23 protein-coding genes are annotated in these 24,419 nt (G+C 41.1%); 3 read left to right on the top strand and 20 right to left on the bottom strand.

Translation table 11 applies throughout. The features are described 5' to 3' along the window. Positions 1-312: 312 nt before the first annotated feature. A complete protein-coding gene (locus tag ADF62_RS05805; RefSeq protein WP_048788300.1) occupies positions 313-1,566 on the bottom strand; it encodes a hypothetical protein in 1,254 nt (417 codons plus the stop codon). Between the two features lie 288 nt (positions 1,567-1,854). On the opposite strand from ADF62_RS05805, the gene ADF62_RS05800 reads away from it, so the two are divergent. Beyond that, positions 1,855-2,613 carry a peptidylprolyl isomerase gene (locus tag ADF62_RS05800; protein WP_003095520.1) on the top strand — a complete coding sequence of 253 codons (759 nt, stop codon included), beginning with the start codon at positions 1,855-1,857 and terminating at the stop codon, positions 2,611-2,613. 29 nt (positions 2,614-2,642) lie between these two features. Here the strand turns inward: ADF62_RS05800 and ADF62_RS05795 are convergent, their stop codons facing one another. Further along, positions 2,643-4,553, bottom strand: a complete 1,911-nt coding sequence (locus tag ADF62_RS05795; protein WP_048788299.1) for a beta-glucoside-specific PTS transporter subunit IIABC — start codon at positions 4,551-4,553, stop codon at positions 2,643-2,645. A 308-nt stretch (positions 4,554-4,861) separates the two neighbouring features. Here ADF62_RS05795 and ADF62_RS05790 point away from each other — a divergent pair, with 308 nt between their 5' ends. Next, positions 4,862-5,497, top strand: coding sequence for a hypothetical protein (locus ADF62_RS05790; protein ID WP_003095665.1), 636 nt, complete (start codon positions 4,862-4,864; stop codon positions 5,495-5,497). A gap of 72 nt (positions 5,498-5,569) precedes the next feature. Here the strand turns inward: ADF62_RS05790 and ADF62_RS05785 are convergent, their stop codons facing one another. From ADF62_RS05785 to ADF62_RS05750, 8 genes are all read right to left on the bottom strand, one after another. Continuing rightward, positions 5,570-6,961, bottom strand: a complete 1,392-nt coding sequence (locus tag ADF62_RS05785) for an amino acid permease (RefSeq protein ID WP_003095398.1) — start codon at positions 6,959-6,961, stop codon at positions 5,570-5,572. A 167-nt stretch (positions 6,962-7,128) separates the two neighbouring features. Next, the gene (locus tag ADF62_RS05780; protein WP_048788298.1) at positions 7,129-7,386 is read right to left on the bottom strand and encodes a DUF896 family protein; all 258 of its coding nucleotides are present in this window, start codon (positions 7,384-7,386) and stop codon (positions 7,129-7,131) included. 11 nt (positions 7,387-7,397) lie between these two features. Continuing rightward, positions 7,398-9,434 (bottom strand): glycine--tRNA ligase subunit beta, encoded by a 2,037-nt coding sequence (gene glyS, locus ADF62_RS05775; RefSeq protein WP_003095362.1) that lies wholly within the window; start codon positions 9,432-9,434, stop codon positions 7,398-7,400. 205 nt (positions 9,435-9,639) lie between these two features. After that, positions 9,640-10,557 carry a glycine--tRNA ligase subunit alpha gene (gene glyQ / locus ADF62_RS05770; protein WP_002886077.1) on the bottom strand — a complete coding sequence of 306 codons (918 nt, stop codon included), beginning with the start codon at positions 10,555-10,557 and terminating at the stop codon, positions 9,640-9,642. 35 nt (positions 10,558-10,592) lie between these two features. Next, on the bottom strand, positions 10,593-10,964 hold the full coding sequence (locus ADF62_RS05765; RefSeq protein ID WP_003097717.1) for a GFA family protein: 372 nt from the start codon (positions 10,962-10,964) through the stop codon (positions 10,593-10,595). Positions 10,965-11,236: 272 nt separating this feature from the next. Further along, positions 11,237-12,481 carry a membrane protein gene (locus tag ADF62_RS05760; protein ID WP_048788297.1) on the bottom strand — a complete coding sequence of 415 codons (1,245 nt, stop codon included), beginning with the start codon at positions 12,479-12,481 and terminating at the stop codon, positions 11,237-11,239. A 105-nt stretch (positions 12,482-12,586) separates the two neighbouring features. Further along, positions 12,587-13,735: an N-acetylglucosamine-6-phosphate deacetylase gene (gene nagA / locus ADF62_RS05755; RefSeq protein ID WP_048788301.1), complete on the bottom strand. Its 1,149-nt coding sequence runs from the start codon at positions 13,733-13,735 to the stop codon at positions 12,587-12,589. Between the two features lie 84 nt (positions 13,736-13,819). After that, the gene (locus tag ADF62_RS05750; protein ID WP_003095540.1) at positions 13,820-15,451 is read right to left on the bottom strand and encodes a Na/Pi cotransporter family protein; all 1,632 of its coding nucleotides are present in this window, start codon (positions 15,449-15,451) and stop codon (positions 13,820-13,822) included. 386 nt (positions 15,452-15,837) lie between these two features. Here ADF62_RS05750 and ADF62_RS05745 point away from each other — a divergent pair, with 386 nt between their 5' ends. Next, positions 15,838-16,347 carry a YgjV family protein gene (locus ADF62_RS05745; protein WP_003095613.1) on the top strand — a complete coding sequence of 170 codons (510 nt, stop codon included), beginning with the start codon at positions 15,838-15,840 and terminating at the stop codon, positions 16,345-16,347. A 17-nt stretch (positions 16,348-16,364) separates the two neighbouring features. Here ADF62_RS05745 and ADF62_RS05740 read toward each other — a convergent pair whose 3' ends face one another. From ADF62_RS05740 to tpiA, 10 genes are all read right to left on the bottom strand, one after another. Beyond that, positions 16,365-17,186 carry a Cof-type HAD-IIB family hydrolase gene (locus tag ADF62_RS05740; protein ID WP_003095604.1) on the bottom strand — a complete coding sequence of 274 codons (822 nt, stop codon included), beginning with the start codon at positions 17,184-17,186 and terminating at the stop codon, positions 16,365-16,367. A gap of 22 nt (positions 17,187-17,208) precedes the next feature. Further along, positions 17,209-17,865 carry a glycoside hydrolase family 73 protein gene (locus ADF62_RS05735; protein WP_003095411.1) on the bottom strand — a complete coding sequence of 219 codons (657 nt, stop codon included), beginning with the start codon at positions 17,863-17,865 and terminating at the stop codon, positions 17,209-17,211. A gap of 89 nt (positions 17,866-17,954) precedes the next feature. Then, a complete protein-coding gene (locus tag ADF62_RS05730) occupies positions 17,955-18,296 on the bottom strand; it encodes a P-II family nitrogen regulator (RefSeq protein ID WP_002886165.1) in 342 nt (113 codons plus the stop codon). A gap of 10 nt (positions 18,297-18,306) precedes the next feature. Further along, complete coding sequence (locus ADF62_RS05725; RefSeq protein WP_003095472.1) at positions 18,307-19,542, bottom strand: ammonium transporter; 1,236 nt, start codon at positions 19,540-19,542, stop codon at positions 18,307-18,309. Positions 19,543-19,678: 136 nt separating this feature from the next. Continuing rightward, positions 19,679-20,545, bottom strand: coding sequence for a 16S rRNA (cytidine(1402)-2'-O)-methyltransferase (gene rsmI / locus ADF62_RS05720; protein WP_003097725.1), 867 nt, complete (start codon positions 20,543-20,545; stop codon positions 19,679-19,681). Positions 20,546-20,547: 2 nt separating this feature from the next. Then, complete coding sequence (gene yabA / locus ADF62_RS05715; RefSeq protein ID WP_002887582.1) at positions 20,548-20,868, bottom strand: DNA replication initiation control protein YabA; 321 nt, start codon at positions 20,866-20,868, stop codon at positions 20,548-20,550. Continuing rightward, complete coding sequence (ricT, locus tag ADF62_RS05710) at positions 20,855-21,661, bottom strand: regulatory iron-sulfur-containing complex subunit RicT (RefSeq protein ID WP_003095374.1); 807 nt, start codon at positions 21,659-21,661, stop codon at positions 20,855-20,857. The genes yabA and ricT overlap by 14 nt, the downstream gene beginning before the upstream one ends. Further along, positions 21,658-22,533 carry a DNA polymerase III subunit delta' gene (locus ADF62_RS05705; RefSeq protein WP_048788296.1) on the bottom strand — a complete coding sequence of 292 codons (876 nt, stop codon included), beginning with the start codon at positions 22,531-22,533 and terminating at the stop codon, positions 21,658-21,660. Before ADF62_RS05705 ends, ricT begins: the two co-directional genes overlap by 4 nt. An 8-nt stretch (positions 22,534-22,541) precedes the next feature. Further along, a complete protein-coding gene (gene tmk / locus ADF62_RS05700; protein WP_003095357.1) occupies positions 22,542-23,171 on the bottom strand; it encodes a dTMP kinase in 630 nt (209 codons plus the stop codon). Positions 23,172-23,407: 236 nt separating this feature from the next. Continuing rightward, positions 23,408-24,166, bottom strand: a complete 759-nt coding sequence (gene tpiA / locus ADF62_RS05695; RefSeq protein ID WP_003095461.1) for a triose-phosphate isomerase — start codon at positions 24,164-24,166, stop codon at positions 23,408-23,410. Between the last annotated feature and the right edge of the window lie 253 nt (positions 24,167-24,419).

Below are 24,419 nucleotides of genomic sequence, written 5' to 3'. Positions count from 1 at the left end.
AAGTAGTGAGTACTCTCTCCCGTCGGAGATTTCTTCACTACTAATCTTAGTATGTTTTATATTTATAGTTAAGCAACTAATCCTTCTTGATTCCGAAACTAAGCTTACAAAATCTATAAAGGCTATAAGAAATTACAATAATTAAACCATACTTTTTTTAAGTCTATATTTACATAAACTTTTATACTACGACATTAACTTCTGTCTGTAAAGATAGCGAGTAAGACTACCATGTAAAAGTAGGTGCAAAATTTCAATAACTTTCTCCTTTTATCACGAAAAAACAGGAAGTTTTCCCCTCCTGTTCCTTATTTAGTCATCTCCCAAACCTGATTTATAAGCTAGGTAGAAGGTATCTTCACCTTCTTTGGTATCAAATGACAAGTAAACGCTCTTAAGTTTTCCTTCTTCTGCATCAAAGTCACTATAAGAGAGAGTCATTTCTTTCTTGAACTCACCTTCACGAGATGTTGAGATAGTGTAATCAGCGTTTGAAGCTTTAGGGTGATCTTTAATGACATCCTTTAGTTTCGTACCATTAGATGGGTCACTATAGTCTCCTTCAGCAAGTGCCTCGTACTGCTCTTTCGTCCAGTCAGACTTGTAAGAGTTGTCAACTTCTACCTTATCTTGAGGGAAGCTACCTGAAGCATATGACAAGATAAAAGTACCATCATATTGTTTCTTAAAGTTTAGGTAGACACTTTCGACATAGTCTTTACCAGAGTATGTCAACTTCAACTCGTCACCTGACATCTCGGCACTTGACGCCTTGCCGTATGTCTTAATGATTGATTTAACAGAGTCTTTACCTGCTTTCAACTTTTTGAACTTAGATTCATTCCAGTCAAATTTAGCATTTTTGTCAATATAATCGTTGACGTCAGTGCTGTCACCTTTTGAGTCAGATTTTGAATCGCTGTCATCATCTTTATCAGCAACTTTTGATGCCTTGCTTGAGCTTGTACTATCACTAGAGTTTTGAGACATTTGAAAAATAAAACCACCGATAGACACAAAGAGCATAAGACCAGCAACACCTGTTGCGATGATCGAGAGCAATTTCTTGCTTGATTTAAGGCTGAAGATAAGTGAAACCACTGCTACAGCAGCTACAAGCACTGTCAAAATAATGAAGAGCCAAGCAGGACTGACAATCCATGCCAAGATGGCAAAGATTACTGCAAGAGTAATCGTAACGATTGGCAAGATAAGGTTGAAGAGAAGTTTATCCGCTGAGCTATCTACGGGATTAGGTACAGTTCCAAATCCTTTAGCTGTAGGGATAGATGCTTTTTCAAACATGCTTGAATCAAATTGTGGTGTCGGTTGTTGAGCAGGTGCTTCTGAGAAGGCTGCATCTCCAAATGGTGATTCACTGCTTGCTTGTTCTGCTGGCACTTCTTCAGCGACAGGTTCATTAGCTGCTTCTTGCACAGATGCTACTTGAGCAATCAAAGTGCTAGTATCAAAGTCAGCTGCTTTAGCGTCCAAAAATTCTTGGGGGCTAGGCTTACGCCCATGTACCGACTCAAAGAGTTCAGCCCATTCTGCTTTAGTTGACATAAAAATCTCCTTTTTTCAAGAAATCCAAACAAGAGGTCCCTTCGACTTGGCGAAGTTTTCTATAGTTAGGATTTAGACAGCTATCTCTGATAAGAGTAAGTAGCATGCGTCCTTTCAAAAGTCAGACCTCACCTTTTAGCCTGAGGCAACCTTTTTCCTATATCTAATCCCATTGTTCATTTTCTTGTTGATAATCCCATTCTACCATATCTAAAGACCTCTGTTAACCATTTCCCAAAAGGTTTTTTTCTGCTACAATAGTAGGTATAATGCACCAAAGGAGTTTATATGAAAAACATTAAAAAGTACATTCCATTAATTATTGTACTTGTTCTCGCTGTACTAGGATTTATCTACCGTGAGAACATTTCACGTGCTGTTCGTGGAGATGCTTACGTGGATAGTAAGATATTCACTAAACAATTAGAAAAAGCTCAAAAATCTGGAAAAGAGGCTTTTCCACAGTTGACAGACAAGGTCGACAAGGACGAAGCTGAAGTTATCCTCCATACTTCAAAAGGTGATATCACTGTTAAACTCTTCCCTACGCTTGCTCCTAAGGCTTCTGAAAACTTCTTGAAGCACACCAAGGATAAATACTACGATGGTCTTACCTTCCACCGTGTGATCAAGGACTTCATGATTCAAAGTGGTGATCCTAAGGGAGATGGTACCGGTGGAGAATCTATCTGGAAGAAAGGTTTCGCTGTTGAACCTACACCATTCCTCTACAACATCCGTGGCGCACTTGCTATGGCTAATACCGGTGCTAAAGATTCAAACAGCAGCCAATTCTTCATCGTTCAAAACAAGGATGACCAAAGTAAGCAACTAGGAAACGCAGGCTATCCAAAACCTATCATTGACGCCTACAAAAAAGGAGGCTACCCTGCTGGTGATACGAAATATACTGTCTTTGGACAAGTTATCAAAGGCATGGATGTCGTTGATACTATTGCTAACCTTGAAGTTGATAACAATAGCAAACCAAAAGAAAATGTAATAGTTAATTCAGTAGAAGTCGTTAAAGACTACAAATTCAAATAAATTCGAGAAGCTGATCCTCGGATTTATTTTTATTTGACAGCAGTAAAGAGATAATCACCAGTGTTAACGCGGGCTTCTTTAGTAGTTAAGACATCATCGAAGTCAGCAGTGTTTGTCACAATGACTGGTGTGATAACTGGTAATTTTGCATCTCGAATAGTTGCTAGGTCAAATTCTATAAGTTTTTGACCCGCTTCTACGACATCCCCTGCTTCCACATAGGTCTTGAACCCTTTTCCAGCAAGAGAAACAGTATCCATACCAATATGGATGAGAAGCTCTGCACCATTTTCAGTTGTCAAACCAATAGCATGGCCAGTAGGGAAGACTAAATTAACCGTTGCCTTAGCTGGTGCAACAACTACACCATCGGTAGGATCAATAGCAATCCCCTTACCCATAGCTCCTGAGGCAAAGACTTGGTCAGGAACTTGGTCAAGTGGGACAATATTCCCAATAAGTGGGCTAGCAATGATTTCTTGTTGAATTTCTTTAGGAGCAGGTGCAGCTTCTTCAGCTTTTTCAGCTTTTTCTTCACCCTTAGCTGATCCACCACCGTATAGATTTGGTACTCGTACAAAGAGTTGGATGAGGAAGGCAAGAACACCACCCACAATGGCAATAATAATGGCAAAGATAACTTTAGAAAGGTTACCGTCAGGCCCAATAAGGCTTGGGAAGACAAAGACACCCAGACCACCTATTGAATACGCCTTAATATCTAGGGCCATCATGACAGCCCCCATAAGTCCTGAAACACCACCTGAAATATAGAATGGCGTTTTCATTGGAAGAGTTACCCCATAGATAGCAGGTTCTGTAACCCCAAAAATAGATGAAATGAAGGCTGGCATAGAGATGGTACGGACTTTTTCTTCTTTCGTTTTAAGCATGATAGCTCCCAACACACCTGTTTGCGTGAAACATGGAAGAATAGCTGCTGAAAGAATAATAGAACTTCCGTTTGTTGCCACATCTAAGATAGCAAGGGGAACAAGTGCCCAGTGCATTCCGAACATAACCAAGACTTGCCACAAAACACCAAGTACAAGACCAAAGACAATCGGATTAAAGTTCATGATTGCTTGGAAAAGATTTGTCAATCCATTAGAGAAAGTATTGGCAACTGGTCCCACCACCAAGAATGTTAATGGAACGGTAATGAGTAATGTAAAGAAAGGCACTACGAAGACTTTAATCACATCTGGAGTAATCTTGGTAAAGAATTTTTGAATGTATGAAGCCACCCAAATTGCCAAGATAGAAGGCATTACAGTTGAGAGGTAACCTCCTGCAGGAAGTGCAAAAGGAATAACTCCTAGAACATGTCCTTGACCAGCCTTTTGAAGAGCAGTCACTAGTGTAGCAATATCAGGGTAAACAAGCGCTCCTGCAATCGCAATAGCTGTAAACTCATTAACCTTGAAACGACGGGCAGATGTTAATGCAATCAAGATTGGCAAGAACTGGAAGAAACCATCTCCTGCTGCATTCAAGATGACATAAATAGGACTTGTTGCAGCTGACAGACCACATGCTGCCATGATAGCAACTACACCCTTGATAATCCCGGCCGCAGCCAATGGACCAAGGAAAGGTTGGAAAATACTTGAGACTAGGGATACAAAGCGATCGAAGAGATTACCCTTTTGTGCATCCCCCTCATCAAGATCAAGACTTCCACCTGCTGGAAGACCACCAACTTGGAGAACCTCCGCATAAACATCAGGCACATGGTTACCAATCACCACCTGATATTGTCCACCTGCTTTAACAACAGTAACAACTCCGTCACGGTTCTTAAGGTAGTCATCATCTGCTTTAGATTCATCTTTCAAATCAAAGCGCAAACGTGTCACACAGTGTTTCAAGCTATTAACATTTTCCTTGCCACTAACGTGTTTGAGAATGTCCTCAGCTAATTCAGTATATTTAGCCATAAGGTCTCCTTTCTTGTCTAGGATCCTAATTTTCTTTGAGGCTTTTTCAACGAAAAAAACCTAAATAAATACCAAGAACCAATTGAGATGAGTATACACTACTCCCATTAGTTTTTCGTATTTATCTAGGTTTTGCCTGCTGACCAGTAACAATCCTTTTGCTATGGTTATATAATATCAGAGTTCAAATATTTTTTGCAAACCCTTACAAAAATATTTTTTTGTTTTTGAAGGTATAATCTTGACCAAGATTATAAGTCATGATAAACTATTGTTAGTTTATAAACTAACAGAAAGAGAGTTACACGATGAAGACAAGAGCAATTATTGAATTTAAAGACACATACGCTAGCATGGAATGCCACGAGCTTGGTTACCAAACCAAGGAAACTGCCTTGGCTATTATTTCTCCCACTGGACATATTCTATCAAGTACACCGCTTTTCAGAAAGGCATATGGTTCAAACACTGCTCACATCGACCAGCTTCCTTTCAATATGGATGATCTCAGTATCACAGCAAGAGGTCTCAGTAAAAAAGCTAAAGCCAACTTGGAAGATTGGATTGCCCATACTATCATTCTTCCAATGAACTATGATAAGTACTTTACTAAGCATCAAGAACTTTTGCACCTCCTAGCAGAGTCGCCTATCGTCGAGTCTGTCCAAGCTTTAACTTATAAGACAGTTAAGATTCATTTTTCCGAAGCCCTCAATGATGAACATATTCGTCAACTGCAAGGTTTTATTCTCGCTCAAGCAGGCATCTATAGCTATATTGGGACATCTACAGTCTCAGACCGAAATGCCCACCAGGCTCTTGAATGGGCTAAACTTGATGTTAATGGCCGTTCGCACAACGATCACAAGCCCGCTATTTTCCATCGTAGTAAGGACCTCATAAGCGGTTTCTTTCACCATGGAAGCCAAGAAAGTATTGCATAACTAATAACTGGGACACCTTGTGTCCTTTTTTTTGGCAACTAAAAAACCCACCATAAGGTGAGCTAAATCGATTTATTTACTGTGTTTCCAGTTACTGTAGATACTAAACACTACAATCCAGATGGTTGCTCCGATAGCTCCGACAACTGTTGACTTTTGCAAGAAGAGACAAACAAAGACGAAGATGAAGAAAAGGATAGTCAATGGATTAAGAATCTTATAGGCTGGCATAAGGAAGCCATCTGCCATAAACTCTTGAGACTTACGGTACTTGAGATGAGCAAGCATGGTCAAAATATAGATGGCAATGTAGACACCTGATGATGATGCCGTAATCAAAGCGAAGGCATCAGATACACCAGGTAAGACGTTGATGAAGGCTGAAACACATACTACAATGGCTGAAACAATGATAGCACGTGAAGGAATACCATTACGTGACAAAGTATCTAGCTTCAAAGCTTTCATGACTTTACTATTTGGTGTCTCCTTAGCAATTTGGAAAAGGTGACGACCTGTAGAATAAAGCGTTGAGTTCAATGATGAAGCCGCTGCTGTCAAAACAACAAAGTTAATGAAAGCCGCTGCCCACTTGATACCAGCCATTTGGAAGACCGTTACGAAGGGTGATTCATTAACTGGAAGTTTTTGCCATGGGAAGATAGCCATGAGGGCAATGAGGGCACCCACATAGAAAATGACAATACGAATCGGAATCTCCTTGATTGCCTTTGGCAACACCTTACGTGGATTTGCTGTCTCAGATGTTGTAATCCCTACAAATTCGATGGCTTGGTAGGCAAAGAAGACCATTTGGAAGGTCATGACAAAGCTCACCCAACCTTTAGGAAACATCTGAAATCCTTGTGTGATATTGGTAAGACTAGCATGTCCAGCTGGCGTTTCAAAGTTAGTTGCTACCATAAATATCCCTGTAGCTATCAAGGCAAGAATGGTGACAATCTTGATCATCCCAAACCAAAACTCAACTTCCCCGAAAATCTTAACTGCGATTAGGTTAACCGAACTCAGGATAATCAAGAAGACAATCTGAATCTGCCAGGCAGGCCAACTCGGGAACCAGTATTGCACATAGGTCGATACAGCCGTAATTTCTGCCATCCCAAGGAATATCAGCGATACCCAGTAAGACCAACCCGAGAAGAATCCCCAGCCCTTACCAAGGTATTTGGTAATAAAGTTGATAAAGGTGTGCTGGTCAGGATCCATATAGAGCATCTCACCGATCGCTCGCATCATAAGATACATGAAGATACCAGTTAGTATATATACTAAGATGATTGAAGGTCCTGTTAGGGATAGGGAACGCCCCGCCCCAAGAAAGAGACCTGTACCGATTGTACCAGCGATGGCAATCAGCTGGACGTGACGGTTTTGAAGACCACGCACCATCCCATTCTCAGTCTGGTTTTCGTCGTCTTTATGATGTTGCTTTTGCGACATTTTTTTCACTCCAATTCTATTTAGCACGACTCATTGAATCATGCCATTTTTAACATAACTTATATTTTACCATTTTTGAAATAATTGGTCAATTTTATACAGAATATTCAGAATTTTATACTTCGAAACAAGGGCTTGGAAAAATTCCAAACCCTTGTACATCGTTATTATGATTCAGGATCATCAAGGCTACGGCCATGCAAACCTTTTTCACGTTGTATTTGACGTAGTTTTTCAGGTGTCACATCGTTACCCTCTTCATCAACCACTTTAATTCCTTCGATATGGTGACGAACTGAGCGACGATAGCCCTCAATGTATTCTTCACGAAGTTTTGCTTGTTCCACTGCTTCTTCTGGAGTCAAACCTTCTGTTTTTTTCTTTTTTGCAAGCTCATTGATTCGAGCAATTTTTTTAGAATCCATTCCTCTTACCTCTATTTTGTATTCAATTGGTTAAAGGCTGCAACAGCTTTGGCTTTAGCCACAAGACTCGAAAGAAGGGCCAAACGGTTATTTTTAACAGCTTCATCCTCTGCCATTACCATCGTGTTGTCAAAGAAGGCATCGATGACTGGGCTAAGAGCAAAGAGCTGAGCCAATTTGTCACTAGCTGAACCAGTCAATTCAAGCTCTTCAATTGCTTTAGAAAGGACTTTTTCTTGATTATTTTCAAAGAGACTGGCATCGACTGCTACTGAATCATCTGCTTTTTCTGCCAAGTTGAAGGCACGTGAGAGTGATTCAACAGCTGCCTTGTAACCATCAGCCTTAGCAGCTGCTGAGAGGGCGTCAGCTACTTCAAGCATATCCGCAACCACGAAGTTTGAACCAGCAAGAACGGCTTCTTTGATATCTTTTGATGTACGTCCCATCATCTTGTCCACACGTGCCTTGATGAAGTTGATAACTTCTGCTTGATTGTCATAAGAAAGACTATCAAATGAAAGGGCGTAAAGGCTGTCGATCAACTCATCCATAGGGATGTGCCAACCAAAAGCATCCAAGATACGAACAATCCCTTGCGTTGCACGACGAAGCGCATAAGGGTCATTAGAACCTGATGGAATCAAGCCAACTGAGAAGAAGGAAAGGAGGGTATCCAATTTATCTGCAAGCGCAAGGATGGCACCAACCTTAGTCTCTGGAAGAGCTCCGTCTGCTGAATCAGGAAGGTAGTGCTCACGGATAGCTGTCGCAACCGCAGCATCCTCACCAGCAAGGAGGGCGTATTTTTCACCCATGATTCCTTGCAATTCATCGAACTCTCCGACCATACCAGTCAAGAGGTCAAATTTGTAGATTTCAGCTGCACGCGCTACGGCTGCCCTTTCTTCAGCAGTCAAACCAGCTTGCTCAGCCAAGGAAGCCGCAATGACACCAGCACGGGCCATGTGTTCTGAGAGAGAACCGATTTTTTCATGGAAAGTCACGTTAGCCAATTTAGCAACGAGATCTTCAATCTTGAGTTTTTGGTCTTCACGCCAGAAGAATTCACCATCTTCAAGACGGGCCACCAATACTTTTTCATTTCCTCGGATAACATTTTCCAAATGCTCAGCGTTACCATTACGGACTGAGATGAAGTTTGGTTTAAGCTTACCGTCAAGGTCACGTACAACAAAGTAACGTTGGTGCGTTTCCATTGATGTCACCAAGACTTCTTCTGGAACGTCCAAATACTTAGTGTCGAAACTTCCCATAAATGCTGTTGGGTATTCGACCAAGTTCAAGACTTCATTCAAAAGTCCTTCTTCGATTTGGACTTGAACACCTTGTTCTGATTCGATGGCTTTGATTTGCTCACGAATCATGTTTTCACGTTCTTTGCTATCCGCAATCACGTACACGGTACGAAGGTCTTCCTCATAAGAATCTGCATTGGTGATTTCCACTTCGTGCCCAAGGAAACGGTGACCACGGCTCACACGACCTGACTTGATATCCAAGAAATCAAGGTTAAGCGCTTCGTCGCCCAAAAGGACAACCAAAGTATGAACAGGGCGGATGTATTCAAAGGTGTTGTTAGCCCAGTGCATGCTAACAGGGAAAGTCAATGAAGAAAGCACTTCTGGAACGCCAGCCAAGACTTCTTTGGCAGGTTTTCCAGCTTCATGTTTCGTCACGTAGACATATTCTTCACCTTTAACTTCACGGAATTCGATATCATCAACGGTCAAGCCTTTTCCACGGACAAATCCTTGTGCCGCTTTTGAGAAGTTACCTTCTGCATCCAAGGCGATTTTCTTAGAAGGTCCTTTAAAATCTTCTGTCAAATCAGATTGTTGATCAGCCAATCCAATGACACGGACTGCCAAACGGCGCGGTGTTGAGAAAGTTTGAATGCTTTCGTATGAAAGACGATTGTTATCCAAGAAGGCTGCCATTTTCTCCCCGAGTTGTTTTTCACTTGGTGTGACAACGTAGGCTGGCAATTCTTCAAGTCCAAGTTCTACTAATAAGTTTTTTGTCATGTTTTTTCTCCGAAAAATATTTTTTTCCAGTTTGCCTTATGTGATTGTCACGCAAGCAACCGACTGCGTCGTTTCATTGCTAAAATTGGAGCCTATGTCTCCAATTTTGCCTGGTATCGTTAGTTTCTCTAACGATACCTTTATCACTGCGGCAACTGGTTCTGTAGGATTACTCTATTAGCCAATCCTTTTTAATACGCTCTGTTTATTCTTCCTCTTCTGCTAGGAGTTTTGCGCGTGTGGCTTCGTCAAGAAGTGGGTAACCAAGTTTCTTACGTTCTGCAACGAAGGTCTTGGCTACAACACGGGCCAAGTTACGGATGCGGGCAATATAACCGGCACGTTCTGTGACAGAAACAGCACCACGAGCATCTAGCAAGTTAAAAGTATGTGAACATTTCAATACGTAGTCGTAGGCTGGGTGAACAAGACCCAATTCCAAAGCACGTCCTGCTTCTTTTTCAAATTTTTCAAAGTTTTCAAGAAGCATATCTTGGTCTGAGACTTCAAAGCTGTATTTTGAGTGCTCATATTCTGGTTGAAGGAAGATTTCTCCGTATTTAACGCCTGGAGCCCACTCAATATCGTAAACAGAATCTACTTCTTGGATGTAAGAAGCCAAACGTTCCAAACCGTAAGTGACCTCAGAAGTTACCGGACCAGTTGCCAATCCACCAACTTGTTGGAAGTAGGTGAACTGAGTGATTTCCATACCGTCAAGCCAAACTTCCCAACCAAGACCAGCTGAACCAGTTGATGGGTTTTCCCAGTTATCTTCAACGAAACGGATATCGTGTTCCAAAGGATTGATCCCCAATTTTTCCAATGACTCAAGGTAGAGTTCTTGGATATTTGATGGTGATGGTTTCATAACCACTTGGAATTGGTGGTGTTGATAGAGACGATTTGGGTTTTCCCCGTAACGTCCATCAGCTGGACGACGTGATGGCTCTACATAAGCCGCATTCCATGGTTCAGGCCCAATGGCACGAAGGAAGGTGTAAGGACTCATGGTTCCTGCACCCTTTTCATTATCATAAGCCTGCATGAGCATACAACCCTGGTCATTCCAGTATTGTTGCAAAGTAAGGATAATTTCCTGGAAAGTTAGTTTTTTAGACATTATTTACTCCTTTAATTTATATTATCTTTTTAGATTTATTTATCAAGCAACCAAGAAAAAGCTGGATCCTGAAAAATATGACGTTTGGGAACAGTTTGTAAATTCTGATCGCATTCATCTATTGTACCTAATTTCAAAGCACAGACTTCTGGTATATTTTCTTGAACAGTGAAAATTTGACTATGACAGTTCTGGCAGTAATAACGCTGTTTTCCTGGAGAAGAACTATACGTAACAAGCTTTTCTTTTCCATGCAATACTAGATTTTTACTGCTAACTTTAGCATTAACTGTATAGGCAGATGCAGTTGCTTTCCGACAGAATGAACAGTGGCAAAAAACTAATTCAGATAATTCCTCATCTAGAGTGTAAGTCACTGCTTTACATAAACAAGATCCTTTAAGCATTGTACTCCTTTCTACTTAGGTATTAGACGAATTCAAAAAGAACCGAATTTCAACACCCAAGCCTTGCGACTAGGGGCGTCAGAAACGCGGTTCCACCCTAATTTATTACTTCATTTTATCTGTTTGTCTTCAGCTCTTTGCTGAGAGAAAGCGCCACTTGCTTACTTTGCTCTACTTGGCTTTCACTATCCCAAGCTCGCTAGAAAAACGCCATAAGCCCTTCTTTCTTGTCAGTATTATAGCAGAAATAGAGAAACTTGTAAAATAAAATTCTAATCCTTCTCACTGATTCCCATTTCCTGACGAACATGCGCATGGGAGTCTTCATGGAGAATATCATTATCAAGAATTGAGGCTTCTCTAAGTTCTTGGGCCTTTTTCTTGTCCTGATGGGTTAAGTCTTGATTGGGATCATAAGCTTTCTCGACGATAGACAAGAGATGATTTCGAATTTCCTTTTCCTTACGAATTTTGGCTTTTTTGCGGTAGCTAGCTACAACTAGCACAACCAACATCAGCATTCCCAAATAACCGATAATAGGATACATAACCGCTACCAATTGACGGAAGCCCATGAAGGAAATAGCAAAACCAGCAAGGGCAAATGCAGCCACAAAGAACTTGAATCGTTTATCACTACCCGCTGAGAAGCGTTTCCCAAGGGCATAGTAGAGACTAAAGACGGTATTGAAAATCAAGCCAAAAATCACTAAGGCGTAGAGTGTCGCAAAGATAGGGTTCACTTCCTTGGCAATGGCCAACATAGGAACATCTGAGCTAGCAACTTTATCACTGTTAGCAAAGAGAATCAAGGTCGTGACGAAGAAAATCACACCAACCATAAATCCTCCCCAGGCTCCACTCTTTTCAGCTTCATTAATTTTGAGAATAGAGCCTCCCATCACAAAGGCCATGGCTATGGCTGACATGACACAAACGGCAAAATAGTTAACCACAGACATCCAAACGCTTGAGAAGGGTGCTTGAATGGTTTGCGACACCTTATCCATCTCAGCAAAATCCCAGTGACGCCCTAGAACATTGGTCACGAATATCATAGCAATCATAACCAAAATCATAGGGGTAAAAACTCCAATAACACCGATGATTTTTTTGAAATCTAGGAAACTCACAAAGATAGTCAGAGCTGTACACAGGAAGGCACCTACCCAAATCGGAAAGCCGAACTGTTGGTTTAGGTTAGCCCCTGCACCAGCTGTCATCACAAAACCAAACAGGAAACAAGTGATAATCAAAGCGATATCCAAAATACGGTAAATCACAGGATGACTGATTTCTGCCAGGACTACTGAATGATCATCTGAACGGTAATAACTTCCCAGAGCAATCATGAGTCGCCCAAAGCCAACATGCAAAATTCCTAGAACTATAACACCTATCAGTCCCCAGGCTCCAAAACTAACAAAATACTGTAAGAGGTCCTGCCCTGAAGATACCCCTGCACCAATCATTACACCGACGTAGGCCAGGGCAATGCTCCAAATACGTTTTGACATATTACCTCCTATAAAATATAAAGTATTTCTATTTTACACTACTCTGACACCTTTGTAAAAATCAATTAAAAACAGCACCTTCATAAGAAAGTGCTACTTATACTCTTATTTTTCCCAACCTTTTCGTCCATCAATATAGGTTGCTTGCAAGTCCAAGGAGTCATCTAAGACGATAAAATCAGCTGGTAGACCTGCTTTTAGACTTCCACAAGTATTTTCAAGACCAACAGATTTAGCTGGAACATGACTCGCCATTTGTAAAGCTTGAGCAACCGTCACAAGTCCCCAATCAACGACGTGCTTGACACCATCTTTAAGTTGTAGGATAGAACCAGCCAGGTTACCACCTTCTTTGAGGCGGGCAGTCCCATTTTCAACAATAACAGGAAGTTCGCCTAACATATAGTCGCCATCTGGACAACCTCCCGCTGACATACAGTCTGTAATAAGGGCAACTCCTTGAGGAGTCTTTTGCTTGATAAGAACCTTACAAGCTGCAGGAACCACATGATGACCATCTGCAATCAACTCACCAATCGTTTCTGGACTATCGAAGGCTGCTCCAACCATTCCAGGTTCACGATGCGTAAACCCACGCATACCGTTGTAGACGTGAACCCAAACAGATGCCCCAGCTTCCACAGCCGCTACAGCTTCCTCGTAAGTAGCATTGGAATGACCTAGAGCGATTGTCACACCTTGCCCAGTCGCTTCTTTGATAAATTCAACTACTCCCTCACGTTCAGGAGCCAAGGCCAGCTTGATTAATTTGCCTTGAGCCGCCTCTTGCCAGGCTTGCAACTGTTCTATACTTGGATTGCCCATATATTTAGGATTTTGCGCTCCCTTATAGGTCTCAGTGAAATAAGGTCCTTCAAAGAAGAGTCCCTGAATTTTAGCACCAGGCTCCTTACCAGCCGTCTCTGCTGTTGTCTGACAGATAGCTTTTAACTCTTCAAATGGTGCTGTCAATGCTGTCGGTAAGAAAGAAGTCACACCTGCTGAAAGCAAGGCTTGACTCATGCCAAGAAGACTTTCCTCAGAATTATCCATGACATCATAACCCGCAAATCCATGAATATGAGTATCTACAAGACCCGGAGCAATCTGATAATCACTGTAATCCAGTACTTCTGCACCTTCTGGTACCTTTTCCGACCAGTCACCGAAACGACCATCCACAACCGCTAGGTAACCCCCTTCCTTGATTTTATTCTCAAAGTAAAAACGTTTGGCTGAAATATAATAGGTCATAGGACCACCTCTCATCATTTTTCTATATTCTTAATACGCTTTCATTATATCAAAAAAGCCGAGAAATTTTCTCGACTTTCTCTATTAAATCACACCTTCTGTAACCTTTTCAACAAGGTTAATCGCATGGTCTGCGATACGTGTGTAATGTGAGAGGTAATCAACATAGTTGATACCTGCTTGCGCAGTACATTCACCATTGTTAAGACGTTTGGTATGTGTTTTACGCAATTGTTTTTCAAGTTTTTCCAATTCTTCATGACGAAGGATGACTTGACCTGCAAGCACCTTGTCATCATCCACAACAACACGAATACTATCGAGAACAATACGGTGCGTACGGTTATAAACATCCCCAAGCTCGGTCTTAGCAGTCTCAGAGAATTCAATCCCCTTATTATGAATATGTTGTGAAAGGTTGGCGCTTGCAACTGCCAGATCACCAATACGCTCCAAGTCACGAACAGAGTCAAGCACACTTGCCAACACTTCATTTTCAGAAACGCTTAGAGATTCATTAGAGATGTCAATCAAGTAGGTTGTCAACTCTTCGTCAATACTATTAACAGCTGTTTCATACTTCTCAACCTTGTCAAAGTATTTCTCATCACCTTTATCAAAGAAAGCGTATGAAGCCTCCAAAGATTGAATGGCATATGACGCTAAGTGAACCAACTCTTTCTTAGCATTACCAAGGGCAATGGCTGGCGCTTGTGTGATAAGCAAACGATCCAAGTAAAGCGCTTCGTACTTGTTAACTTCATCCTCACCAGGAATAATCTTAGTTACAAGATAAGCAAGAAGCCCAATGAATGGGAATTGCACGATAGTATTTGCAATATTGAAGGTACCATGGGCAAAGGCAATAGTCATCTCTGGTGTCAAACCAAGCATAGACTTAAACCATTGAATCAGAGCTGTGAATGGTACCAGAAGAACCAAACACAAGACCGTTCCAATAACGTTGAACAGTACGTGAGCCCCTGCCACACGTTTGGCCGCAATGTTGGAACCAAGAGCCGCAAGAACCGCTGTAATAGTTGTTCCGATATTGTCCCCAAAGAGGATTGGAAGAGCCCCTTGTAGGTCAAGCAAACCACCTGAATAAAGGCTCTGAAGAATACCAATGGTAGCTGCCGAAGACTGAATCAACATGGTCAAACCAGAACCAATGATAACTCCCATAATTGGGCGGTCACCTAAAGTTGCCAGGTAATCTTTAAAGGCTGTTACTGACTTCAAAGGTTCTACCGCATCTCCCATCAGGTTAAGGGCAAAGAAAATCCCCCCAACACCAAACAAGATACGTCCTAGGTTATTGAGCTTCTTATTACTCGTAAAGAAGAGAAACGCTGCCCCTAGGAAAATCACTGGAAGAGCATAATCACCAAGCTTGAAACCAATCATGAAGGAGGTTACGGTTGTCCCGATATTCGCCCCCATGACAATACCAATAGCCTGACGAAGACTCAAGAGCCCTGCCGAAACCAGACCTACGACAATAACGGTTACCCCTGAACTCGACTGAATCAAGGCCGTCATGACAATGCCAATCAGAACACCTAAAAATGGGTTACTGGTGTACTTATCGATGTAAAAGCGTAGTTTATCTCCGGCCGCTTGTTGAAGACCATCACCCATATACTTAATACTAAATAGGAAAAGTCCCAAACCACCGAGGAAAGAAAACGCAATATCCTGCCAATTTACTGACACATTTTTGTCCTCATTATATAAAATTTTCGGTAAGACCGACTCTTCTATTGTATCTATTTATTAAGGAATAAACAAGACTTTTCCCAAAAATAATAAAAAGATCAGATACTCATATCAGAAAGCCATCAATGCCCGTCTCGAGTATGCTGCGTTTTTATCTGATACTTGTCACCAGATTTCAAGCAAAACCAGTCAGAAAAACATTACTAGCAGTGTTTGGAGATTTTCATAAATGGAACCCTAGCGTAGCAATACCATCATCCGTTGGGAGATGATTTTTTTAGTTGTTCCTTCATCTTTTGTAACCTCAAAATAACGGATAGATATTATCGAAATAAATCCTTCTTTCTTGTGATATAATAAAGGAAAAAATTGGAAGTTGAATCATGATAATCTACCTTCTAGCACAAGTATTCTCAGCCATTGGAGCCCTCTGTGTTGCCATATCTTCTTTTGCAAAATCAAAAAATAAGATGCTCGCCTGGCAAATTACCGACTATATTTTCACTGCCACTGCTAACCTCTTATTGGGTGGCTATACCGGTGCCTTAACCATTAGTATTTCCATCATTAGAAATCGTTTGATGATCAAAAAGAAAATGACCAAGACTATCTTGACCATCCTCATCATTCTTCAAATCATCGTAGGATCTTATCTCAATCAACTTGGGGTTATTGGCTATTTGCCAATCATCTCTTCAGTTTCCTATAGCCTAGCTATTGCTGCCACACCAAACCTTCAGTGGCTTCGCTGGGTCATTATTGAGAATATGTTACTCTGGCTAATTTACGATTTGACCATTCAGGCTTACCCAGCTGCCATCACTGATGTCACTATCACACTTACTACTCTCATTGCCATTATCAGAAATCGAAAAACCTTTAGCAAACAATAAAGCTAAAGGTCTTTTTCTTATAGAGCCCAAGTACGAATGGCGTGTGCCACACCTGCCTCGTCATTTGTCAAAGTCACATACTTACACAAAGCCTTAATGTCGTCACTCGCATTACCCATGGCAACGCTTTGACCGACGAATTGAAGCATTTCAAGGTCATTAGCAGCATCTCCCAAAGCCATAATCTGTTCGGGATTGATACCCAACTTTTCAGCTAAATGCTTCAGTCCACTGGCCTTGGTTGCTCCTTGTGGCATAATTTCAAAGATATAATCTTGACTGCGAACTGTGCTATAGCTCTGATTAAGTCTATCTTGCACAGCATTTTGGAAGGCGTCCAAAGATTCAGAATCAGCCATATACATAGCTTGGAAAATCACTTGCCCTTCCTCAAAGATTTTTTCCAAACTCCTAGCTTTCGCTTCTGTAAAAACAGTCCCAGCATCATAAGCTACTAGCTCAGGTACCTCATTACCCACAACATAGTAAGTTTTTTCACCAGTAAAGGTTAGAGCCACCCCTGGGAAGTCTTCGCAAGCCTGCAAGAGTGCTTCCATTTCAGAGCGAGATAAACTTTCAGATTGAAGCAAGGTCCAATTTTTAGTTTCATAAGTTGAACACCCATTGTTCATGATAATGTACTCTTCTTCACTAAGACCCAATTTTTCAAAATGGGGAACAATGCCTGAACGTGGGCGACCCGTACAAAGGACAATCTTAATACCTGCCGCAGCCGCATCTTGAATAGCCTTGATGTTCTCTTCAGGTATCTCTTTTTGGCTATTTAAGAGTGTCCCGTCCATGTCAATTGCAATGAGTTTCACTTGGTTCTGGTTCATATTTTTCTTATTCTCCTTGATCCTAATATGTGTCGTAAATAGTTAACTGATATTGTTCTATGATGCTGTTCAATTTATCCCCATAGGTTATGTCGGTAGCATAAACGCCTGTTAGGGCTGCCGTCGCATCTTTATAACTCTTTGTCTTGGAACGGTGCACTCCTACATAGTAGCTTCCCTCAAGGAAGTCCACATAATCCTGTAAAGAATTTTCCACGGAACCATAGGAACGAAAGGCCGCATCAATATGGTAAGGATTTCCCTTACCATCATCCTCCCAGGTCGGTAGGGTTACACTTTGACCATTGTATTCTCCTTTAATTCCAAAGAAATTGTAAGATGGCTTCTGACTCAAACTTGATTGGCCAGAATCAGATTCTAGAATAGCCTGAGCTATCATGACAGATGCATAAAGATCATTTCTAGCTGCCAAATAGCGCGATGTCTCGCCAATCTCAGCAATAAAAGCAACCGTCGTCTCATCTGTAGGCGTCATATTTTTTTCCATAGTCAACCTTGGAAAATTTAAACTAGCTAGGAGGCCCAATAAGGCAAATAGACCCATAAAAATCAGACTCCACTTTTGGAAAAATTTAGGAAAAAGCAAGAAAGACTTCTTTTTCTTTTTAGTTTTCTTAGGTCTAGCTTTCGACTTAGTTTTCTTTTTTCCTTTCGCCAATCGGTCACCCCCTCAATCATACTAACTCCTCTAAGTATATCAAAATTCACTAAAAAAGACCCAAACCAACCGGTTTAAGCCTTCATATATTAAATGGCGTCTCCACCACGTTCACCCGTACGAATACGGATAACATCATCAATAGGAACAATAAAAATCTTCCCATCACCAACTTCTCCCGTCGCTACGGCGCTCCGAATGGCATCAACAACCTCGTCAACTGCCATATCCTTAACTACAATCTCAACCTTGACCTTAGCTAATAAGGTAGGAACAATGCGCTGTCCACGAACAAACTCTGCAAAGCCCCGTTGATTACCGTAACCCAGAACTTGACTTACAGTCATTCCCTTGGCTAAACCACTACCAGTCAAGGCATTTTTCAAATCTTCCAATTTATCCGAACGAATAATCGCTTCTACTTTTTTCATCTGTATTCTCCTACGAATCTAAGCCCATAAAGGTTGGATAGGCTGTTTCCTTGTGTTCACAGTCATCAAGACCAATAGCTTCATCACGGTCAGTGACACGTAAAGGCATATAATGAGCAATTACTTTAATAATACCATAGGTCACAAGAGCAGACCAAATAGCTGTAAAGATAATAGCCAAAATGGTCACAATAAACAGATGGGCCTTCCCATAAATCAAGCCAATATTGACCTTATCTAGGGCTAAATCTGGTGTCGTAAAAATCGCAGTAGCCAAACCACCAAAGATACCTCCAACGCCGTGGCAACCAAAAGCATCCAAAGCATCATCATAGGCAAAGCGTTTTTTTAAGACAGAGATAGCATAGAAACAAACCGGACTAACCATAGCTCCAATTAGAATGGCACTCCAGATGGAAACGAAACCGGCTCCAGGCGTGATGGCAACAAGCCCAGCTACTAAACCAGTCGAACCACCGACCAAAGATGGATGACCTGTCACATATTTTTCAAGAGCCAACCATGAAAACATGGCAGCTGCTGCAGAAACATGTGTGGTTACTAGCGCGTGAACTGCCAAGCCATTAGCAGCCAAGGCTGAGCCTGCATTGAAACCAAACCAGCCAAACCAAAGGAGACCCGCTCCCAATAGGACAAAAGGAACATTATGAGGACGGTGTTCTAAAATGCCAAAATCACGACGTTTACCAACAACGATTGCCAGAACCAAGGCCGATACACCCGAGGTAATATGAACCACATCACCACCTGCGAAGTCAATTGTCCCCCATTTAGCAAGGAGCCCTTCGTCCCATACCATATGTGCAAAAGGATAATAGACCAAAAATAACCAAAAGACTACGAAAATAGTTAAAGGAGTAAAGCGCATACGTTCTACTACTGAACCTGTCAAAATCGCCACACAGATAATGGAAAACATCATCTGAAAAGCCGCAAATAAGAGATCAGGAATAGCTAGACCACGACTTGAAATCGTTTCAGACACACCATTTAAAAAAAGGTGACTGAAATTACCGAAGAAATTCCCATGACCGCCAAAAGAAAGCGAGTAGCCAGCAACAATCCACAAGAGAGAGGCTATAGCTAAGGGAAGAACAGACATCATCATAGTATTAATGACATTTTTTCGACGCCCAAGACCACCATAGAAGAAGGCCAAGGCCGGTGTCATCAAACAAACCATGGCTGAACAAATCAATATAAAGGCACTGCTACCTGTATCCATAAAACCACTCCAATTCACAAAATATTTTATGTTAGAAAATATAACACAAAAATATGAGACAAACAAGTGTATTTACGGAATTTTTTGATAATTCTTTCTTTTCTGACATATTATGTCGCCACAAAAAAAGAGCCTCTTAAACCCTATGGAAAAGGTTATAAAGCTCTTGTCTGTTTATTTTTCGCTCTTTAGCAATGGTTTTTATAGCCTGATTAGGTTTCATACCAGAAGCAATTAAAGCTTCAACAGCCTTCACTGGCGTAACATCTGATGTTAGATTTTCTTTCCTACCATTCTCAGAAGCTCCAGCCACAATCAGTAAACATTCTCCCTTGAGAGGATTACTAGCAATATAATCTAAAATTTCTGAAATTGACCCTCGCTGATACTCTTCATAAAGCTTGGTCAATTCTCGAACTAGAGTTACTTGACGGTTACCATAGACCTCATGCATATTTTCAAGGGTATCCGCCACACGGTAGGGTGACTCGTAAAAGATCTGTGTCTCAGGATAAGATACTTTTCCCTTGAAGAAATCAATCTGCTGTCCCTTTTTACGAGGCAGGAATCCATAAAAAATATGAGGTTGCGGTGCTAAACCACTAGCAATCAAGGCTGTAATACCAGCTGATGCTCCCGGTAAGGCCGCCACAGGAATATCCTCAGCAATGGCGGCTTTGACCAAATCATGCCCAGGATCCGAAATGGAAGGCATACCCGCATCAGAAACCTGAGCCAAAGAAAGACCTGACTTCAAGCGTTCCAGTAAATCTGGAATTTTTTCATAAGCATTGTGCTCATGAAAAGAATACTGCTTGGTTTCAATTTCAAAATGTTTGAGCAAGAGACCTGTATTACGCGTGTCCTCCGCACAAATAAGATCCACCTCTTTCAGGATTTGCACACTGCGAAAAGTCATATCCTGCAAATTACCAATAGGTGTGGGAACCAAATAAAGGGTACCATAATTAGATTGCCCCTTAAAACTCTTTTGAACCTGCATACTTAATCTCCGTACAACAATTCTGCACAGAAGCCACAAGCTTCATTATTATCACGACGTTGACCATAAAAATCTGGGCAAATGTGGAATCCATCATCATAAATAGCCTCGAGGTTCACCTTGCCATGAGACATTTTAGTCCCTGTCTCCTCTTGAACTACTTGACTCAAGTGCTCACGTAACTTGTCATTCTCCAACTTGAGAGCCGTATTTTCATCGAGAATCCCTGAGAAGTTCGCCTTAATTGCTTCTACCTCTGCCAACATCGACATCAAATTTTGTGATAATTCCTCGAATTTATCATACAATTCACGCTTTTCCATTTAGCTGAACTTCCTCCACTCCATAAGTTAGGGGCGCACGCCCTTTTTCAAATACAACCTTAATAGTCCCTGCAATCACATCAATGGCAACGACCTGACCCGTGCCATCCTTGGTTTCAATTTCATCACCCAAGTCAGGATAACTTGCCTTGCTATCTCGGTAAAAGTCATCTTCATAACTGAGACAACACATAAGTCGACCACAGACCCCATTCATCTTACCAGAATTCAAAGATAAACTCTGATTTTTAGCCATCTTAATCGATACTGGTGGGAATTCACCCAAAAAACTAGAACAACAAAGTGCCCGACCACAAGGTCCTAAGCCACCATAGATTTTTGATTCCTCACGACTTGAAATCTGACGTAACTCAATACGTGTCTTAAAGTAAGTCGCCAAATCCTTGAGCAACTGACGAAAATCTACCCGCTTTTCAGCCACAAAACTGATACGCACGTATGAGCTATTTAGGGGAAAGACAATATCCACCACCCTCATATCAAGCTGATTTTGAGCAATTAAATCAGCCACTACTCCCATACTCTTTTCAGCCTTCAAAAGATTTTCATCATATCTAGCAAAATCTTTCTCTCCTGCCAATCCTTCAACCCGATTCAAATCCGCAGGCAAACTAACCTCAGGAAAATCTGTGTTCTCCATGACAACCTGGGCTAGGCGCTTATCTTTTTTCTCCAAAACGACTACAAAGTCATCTTTGGCGTAATTTTTATCAGGAACAACGTATTCTACTGCTCCAGTTTCTTCAAATTTTATTCCAATGACTTCTGTCATGATAATACCATATACTCCATCGCATTTTGAAAGCTGACATTAGCAAGCCACATTTTTCGAGCCTCATAAACTAAGTCTAGCCATCGTCTTGCTTCTGGATTTTGTATATCCTTCCCCAATTGATAAGTTAAAAAAGCCCAGACTATCTCTTGTTCCGACTTTTCACTACACTGGACAGCCAGTTTTGCAACGTCCAAATAAAGCAGGTCCTGATTAGATAGCAGGGACTGTGTGAAACGCTCTACTGTATTAATCAGATCAAGAACCTTATTATCTTTAGCTAAGTCTAAAGCCTGAACATCATCTTTAGCAAAATCTGCCAACACTTTGGCTTGTGTCAACAACAAACCTTCCTTCTGAAGCAATTCTTCCAGATAAGCCCGATTCTTAGGAAAATAAAAGAGTTGAGTTCGGCTTTTAATCGTAGGTAACATACGACTATCATCAGCTGTCAAAAGAAAAATATAAATCTGACTTTGAGGTTCTTCAATAAACTTTAATAGACTATTAGCAGCATTGACGTGCATCTTATCTGCATCACGAATGATAAAAACCTGAGCCTGCCCCTCAAAACTCGATTGACTAAACTCTCTAGTCAACTGGCGAATCGTGTCCGTCTTAATAATCTGTCCTTGTGGCTCTACTATTTTAACATCAGAAAAGTCCCCCTGTGCAATCAAACGACAGGGACGACAGTGACCACAAGGTAGACCATTCTCAGGAGTCACACAAAACCGACTCTGTGCTAGCCAAATAGCCATATCGAGACTTCCAAAATCACCCGAAAACAAATAAGCATGACTCAAACGATTTTCTCTGATAATTTGTGAAAACTCTTCAAATAGTTTGCTTTGACTCTCAGCTAACTTCATCTTGCTCCTTATAAATAGCCTTTAATTACTTTCCAAGCTTCCTCTACAACATCCTCAAAAGCCTGTGAGGCATCGATTATTTTGATACGTTCTGGTTCAGCCTGTGCTAAATCTAAATAACCTTGACGTACACGCTGATGTAGGTCAAGCTTCTCTAAATCCAACCGATTGACTTCGCGTTCGCCGTTAGCTGCAATACGGGCCAAACCAGTTTCAGAATCCACATCAAACAATAGGGTCACATCAGGTTTATACCCATCAGTCGCATAGGCATTTAACCAGGCAATCTCATCCTGATTCAAGCCACGACCAGTCCCTTGATACGCAACTGATGAATCAATAAAACGATCCATGATGACCATATTGCCTTCTTCAAGCTCTGGCAAAACCCTCTCAACCAAATGTTGACGGCGAGCCGCAATATAGAGCAAGAGCTCTGTCTTAGCATCCATAGCCGTATTATTTACATCCAAAATAACCTCACGAATTTGCTCTGCAATAGCGACTCCACCTGGTTCACGTGTCGTCACGACTTTGGCTGGATAGGCTTCTCTAAGACGAGGTAAAAGCGCCTCCAAAACTGTAGTCTTTCCAGCACCATCTGGCCCTTCGATTGAGATTAATAACCCTTTTGACATGATACTTCCTTTTTTATTTTGTTACCTTCTATTTTATCAAATTTTAGGCTAAAAGAACAATCTCAGAAAGTATATAGCCTATGGTAAAAAAGTGTACATCTTGGCATGTCATCAAAACCACAAAACATTTCAAAACTCTATTTATATAAACCACATATTTATCTTATTAGGTTTAGTTTTTTAGACACATGTTTACAAACAAAAAAGCCGAGAACAGTTCTCGAACTTTTTATTCATTATTTAACGAAGTCAAGCAATGCCAAGAAGCTTTCAGCTTCAAGTGATGCACCACCAACAAGAGCTCCGTCAACGTCTGGACAAGCCATGTACTCAGCAACGTTTTCAGGTTTAACTGATCCACCGTATTGAACACGTACTTTGTCAGCAACTTCTTGACCGAAGTCAGCTGCTACAACATCACGCACAACTTTACACATTTTTTGTGCATCGTCTTGTGAAGCTGATTTACCAGTACCGATAGCCCAGATTGGTTCGTACGCAATAACTGATGAAGCTACTTGCTCCGCAGTCAATCCAGCCAAAGCAGCTGAAACTTGAGCACCTACGAATTCTGCCGCTTTACCAGCTTCGTAAGTTTCAAGAGATTCACCACAACAGATGATTGGAAGCATACCGTTAGCAAAGATTGCTTTAGCTTTTTTGTTGATGTCTTCATCAGTTTCGTGGAAGTAGTCACGACGTTCTGAGTGACCGATAACAACATAGTCAGTACCGATTTCTTTCAAAACTTGTGGGCTAGTTTCACCAGTGAAAGCACCTGCATTTTCAAAGTAAGTGTTTTGTGCAGCAACTTTAAGGTTTGAACCTTTAGCAGCAGCAAGAACAGTTGTCAAGTCAACTGCAGGAGCTGCGATACCAGCTTCAACAAGATCTGATGAAGGAAGTTTTGATGCTACAGCTTCAACGAATGCTTTTGCTTCTTCTGGATTTTTGTTCATTTTCCAGTTACCAGCGATAAATGGTTTACGTGACATTTCACATACCTCTTCTTTTATTTATTTACTCGTTTATTTTATCACAAATCCCTTACTATTACTAGGATTTTAGGAAAATTCCGAAAACTCGACTTGCTTTATTAAGATTGTTCTCTATAAAACCTAAGTTTAGTCAACTAAATGCAAATAAAGAAGACTCTCAGATATTTTGGCTCTATAATTTCTGTATTGGGTAAAACCACTGTAGAGATTATAGAGCTTTTTAAGTGTACACAAAAAGTCCCATAAGAAC

It is taken from the genome of Streptococcus sp. 1004_SSPC (assembly GCF_001069025.1).
Lineage (GTDB): Bacteria > Bacillota > Bacilli > Lactobacillales > Streptococcaceae > Streptococcus > Streptococcus vestibularis.
This window is presented reverse-complemented; position numbering and strand designations above follow the sequence as displayed.

Bases quoted from the DNA above. Each gene is read 5' to 3' on its own strand.
- ADF62_RS05805 (WP_048788300.1), bottom strand. From the start codon at position 1,566: ATGTCAACTAAAGCAGAATGGGCTGAACTCTTTGAGTCGGTACATGGG.
- ADF62_RS05800 (WP_003095520.1), top strand. From the start codon at position 1,855: ATGAAAAACATTAAAAAGTACATTCCATTAATTATTGTACTTGTTCTC.
- ADF62_RS05795 (WP_048788299.1), bottom strand. From the start codon at position 4,553: ATGGCTAAATATACTGAATTAGCTGAGGACATTCTCAAACACGTTAGT.
- ADF62_RS05790 (WP_003095665.1), top strand. From the start codon at position 4,862: ATGAAGACAAGAGCAATTATTGAATTTAAAGACACATACGCTAGCATG.
- ADF62_RS05785 (WP_003095398.1), bottom strand. From the start codon at position 6,961: ATGTCGCAAAAGCAACATCATAAAGACGACGAAAACCAGACTGAGAAT.
- ADF62_RS05780 (WP_048788298.1), bottom strand. From the start codon at position 7,386: ATGGATTCTAAAAAAATTGCTCGAATCAATGAGCTTGCAAAAAAGAAA.
- glyS (WP_003095362.1), bottom strand. From the start codon at position 9,434: ATGACAAAAAACTTATTAGTAGAACTTGGACTTGAAGAATTGCCAGCC.
- glyQ (WP_002886077.1), bottom strand. From the start codon at position 10,557: ATGTCTAAAAAACTAACTTTCCAGGAAATTATCCTTACTTTGCAACAA.
- ADF62_RS05765 (WP_003097717.1), bottom strand. From the start codon at position 10,964: ATGCTTAAAGGATCTTGTTTATGTAAAGCAGTGACTTACACTCTAGAT.
- ADF62_RS05760 (WP_048788297.1), bottom strand. From the start codon at position 12,481: ATGTCAAAACGTATTTGGAGCATTGCCCTGGCCTACGTCGGTGTAATG.
- nagA (WP_048788301.1), bottom strand. From the start codon at position 13,735: ATGACCTATTATATTTCAGCCAAACGTTTTTACTTTGAGAATAAAATC.
- ADF62_RS05745 (WP_003095613.1), top strand. From the start codon at position 15,838: ATGATAATCTACCTTCTAGCACAAGTATTCTCAGCCATTGGAGCCCTC.
- ADF62_RS05740 (WP_003095604.1), bottom strand. From the start codon at position 17,186: ATGAACCAGAACCAAGTGAAACTCATTGCAATTGACATGGACGGGACA.
- ADF62_RS05730 (WP_002886165.1), bottom strand. From the start codon at position 18,296: ATGAAAAAAGTAGAAGCGATTATTCGTTCGGATAAATTGGAAGATTTG.
- ADF62_RS05725 (WP_003095472.1), bottom strand. From the start codon at position 19,542: ATGGATACAGGTAGCAGTGCCTTTATATTGATTTGTTCAGCCATGGTT.
- rsmI (WP_003097725.1), bottom strand. From the start codon at position 20,545: ATGCAGGTTCAAAAGAGTTTTAAGGGGCAATCTAATTATGGTACCCTT.
- yabA (WP_002887582.1), bottom strand. From the start codon at position 20,868: ATGGAAAAGCGTGAATTGTATGATAAATTCGAGGAATTATCACAAAAT.
- ricT (WP_003095374.1), bottom strand. From the start codon at position 21,661: ATGACAGAAGTCATTGGAATAAAATTTGAAGAAACTGGAGCAGTAGAA.
- ADF62_RS05705 (WP_048788296.1), bottom strand. From the start codon at position 22,533: ATGAAGTTAGCTGAGAGTCAAAGCAAACTATTTGAAGAGTTTTCACAA.
- tmk (WP_003095357.1), bottom strand. From the start codon at position 23,171: ATGTCAAAAGGGTTATTAATCTCAATCGAAGGGCCAGATGGTGCTGGA.
- tpiA (WP_003095461.1), bottom strand. From the start codon at position 24,166: ATGTCACGTAAACCATTTATCGCTGGTAACTGGAAAATGAACAAAAAT.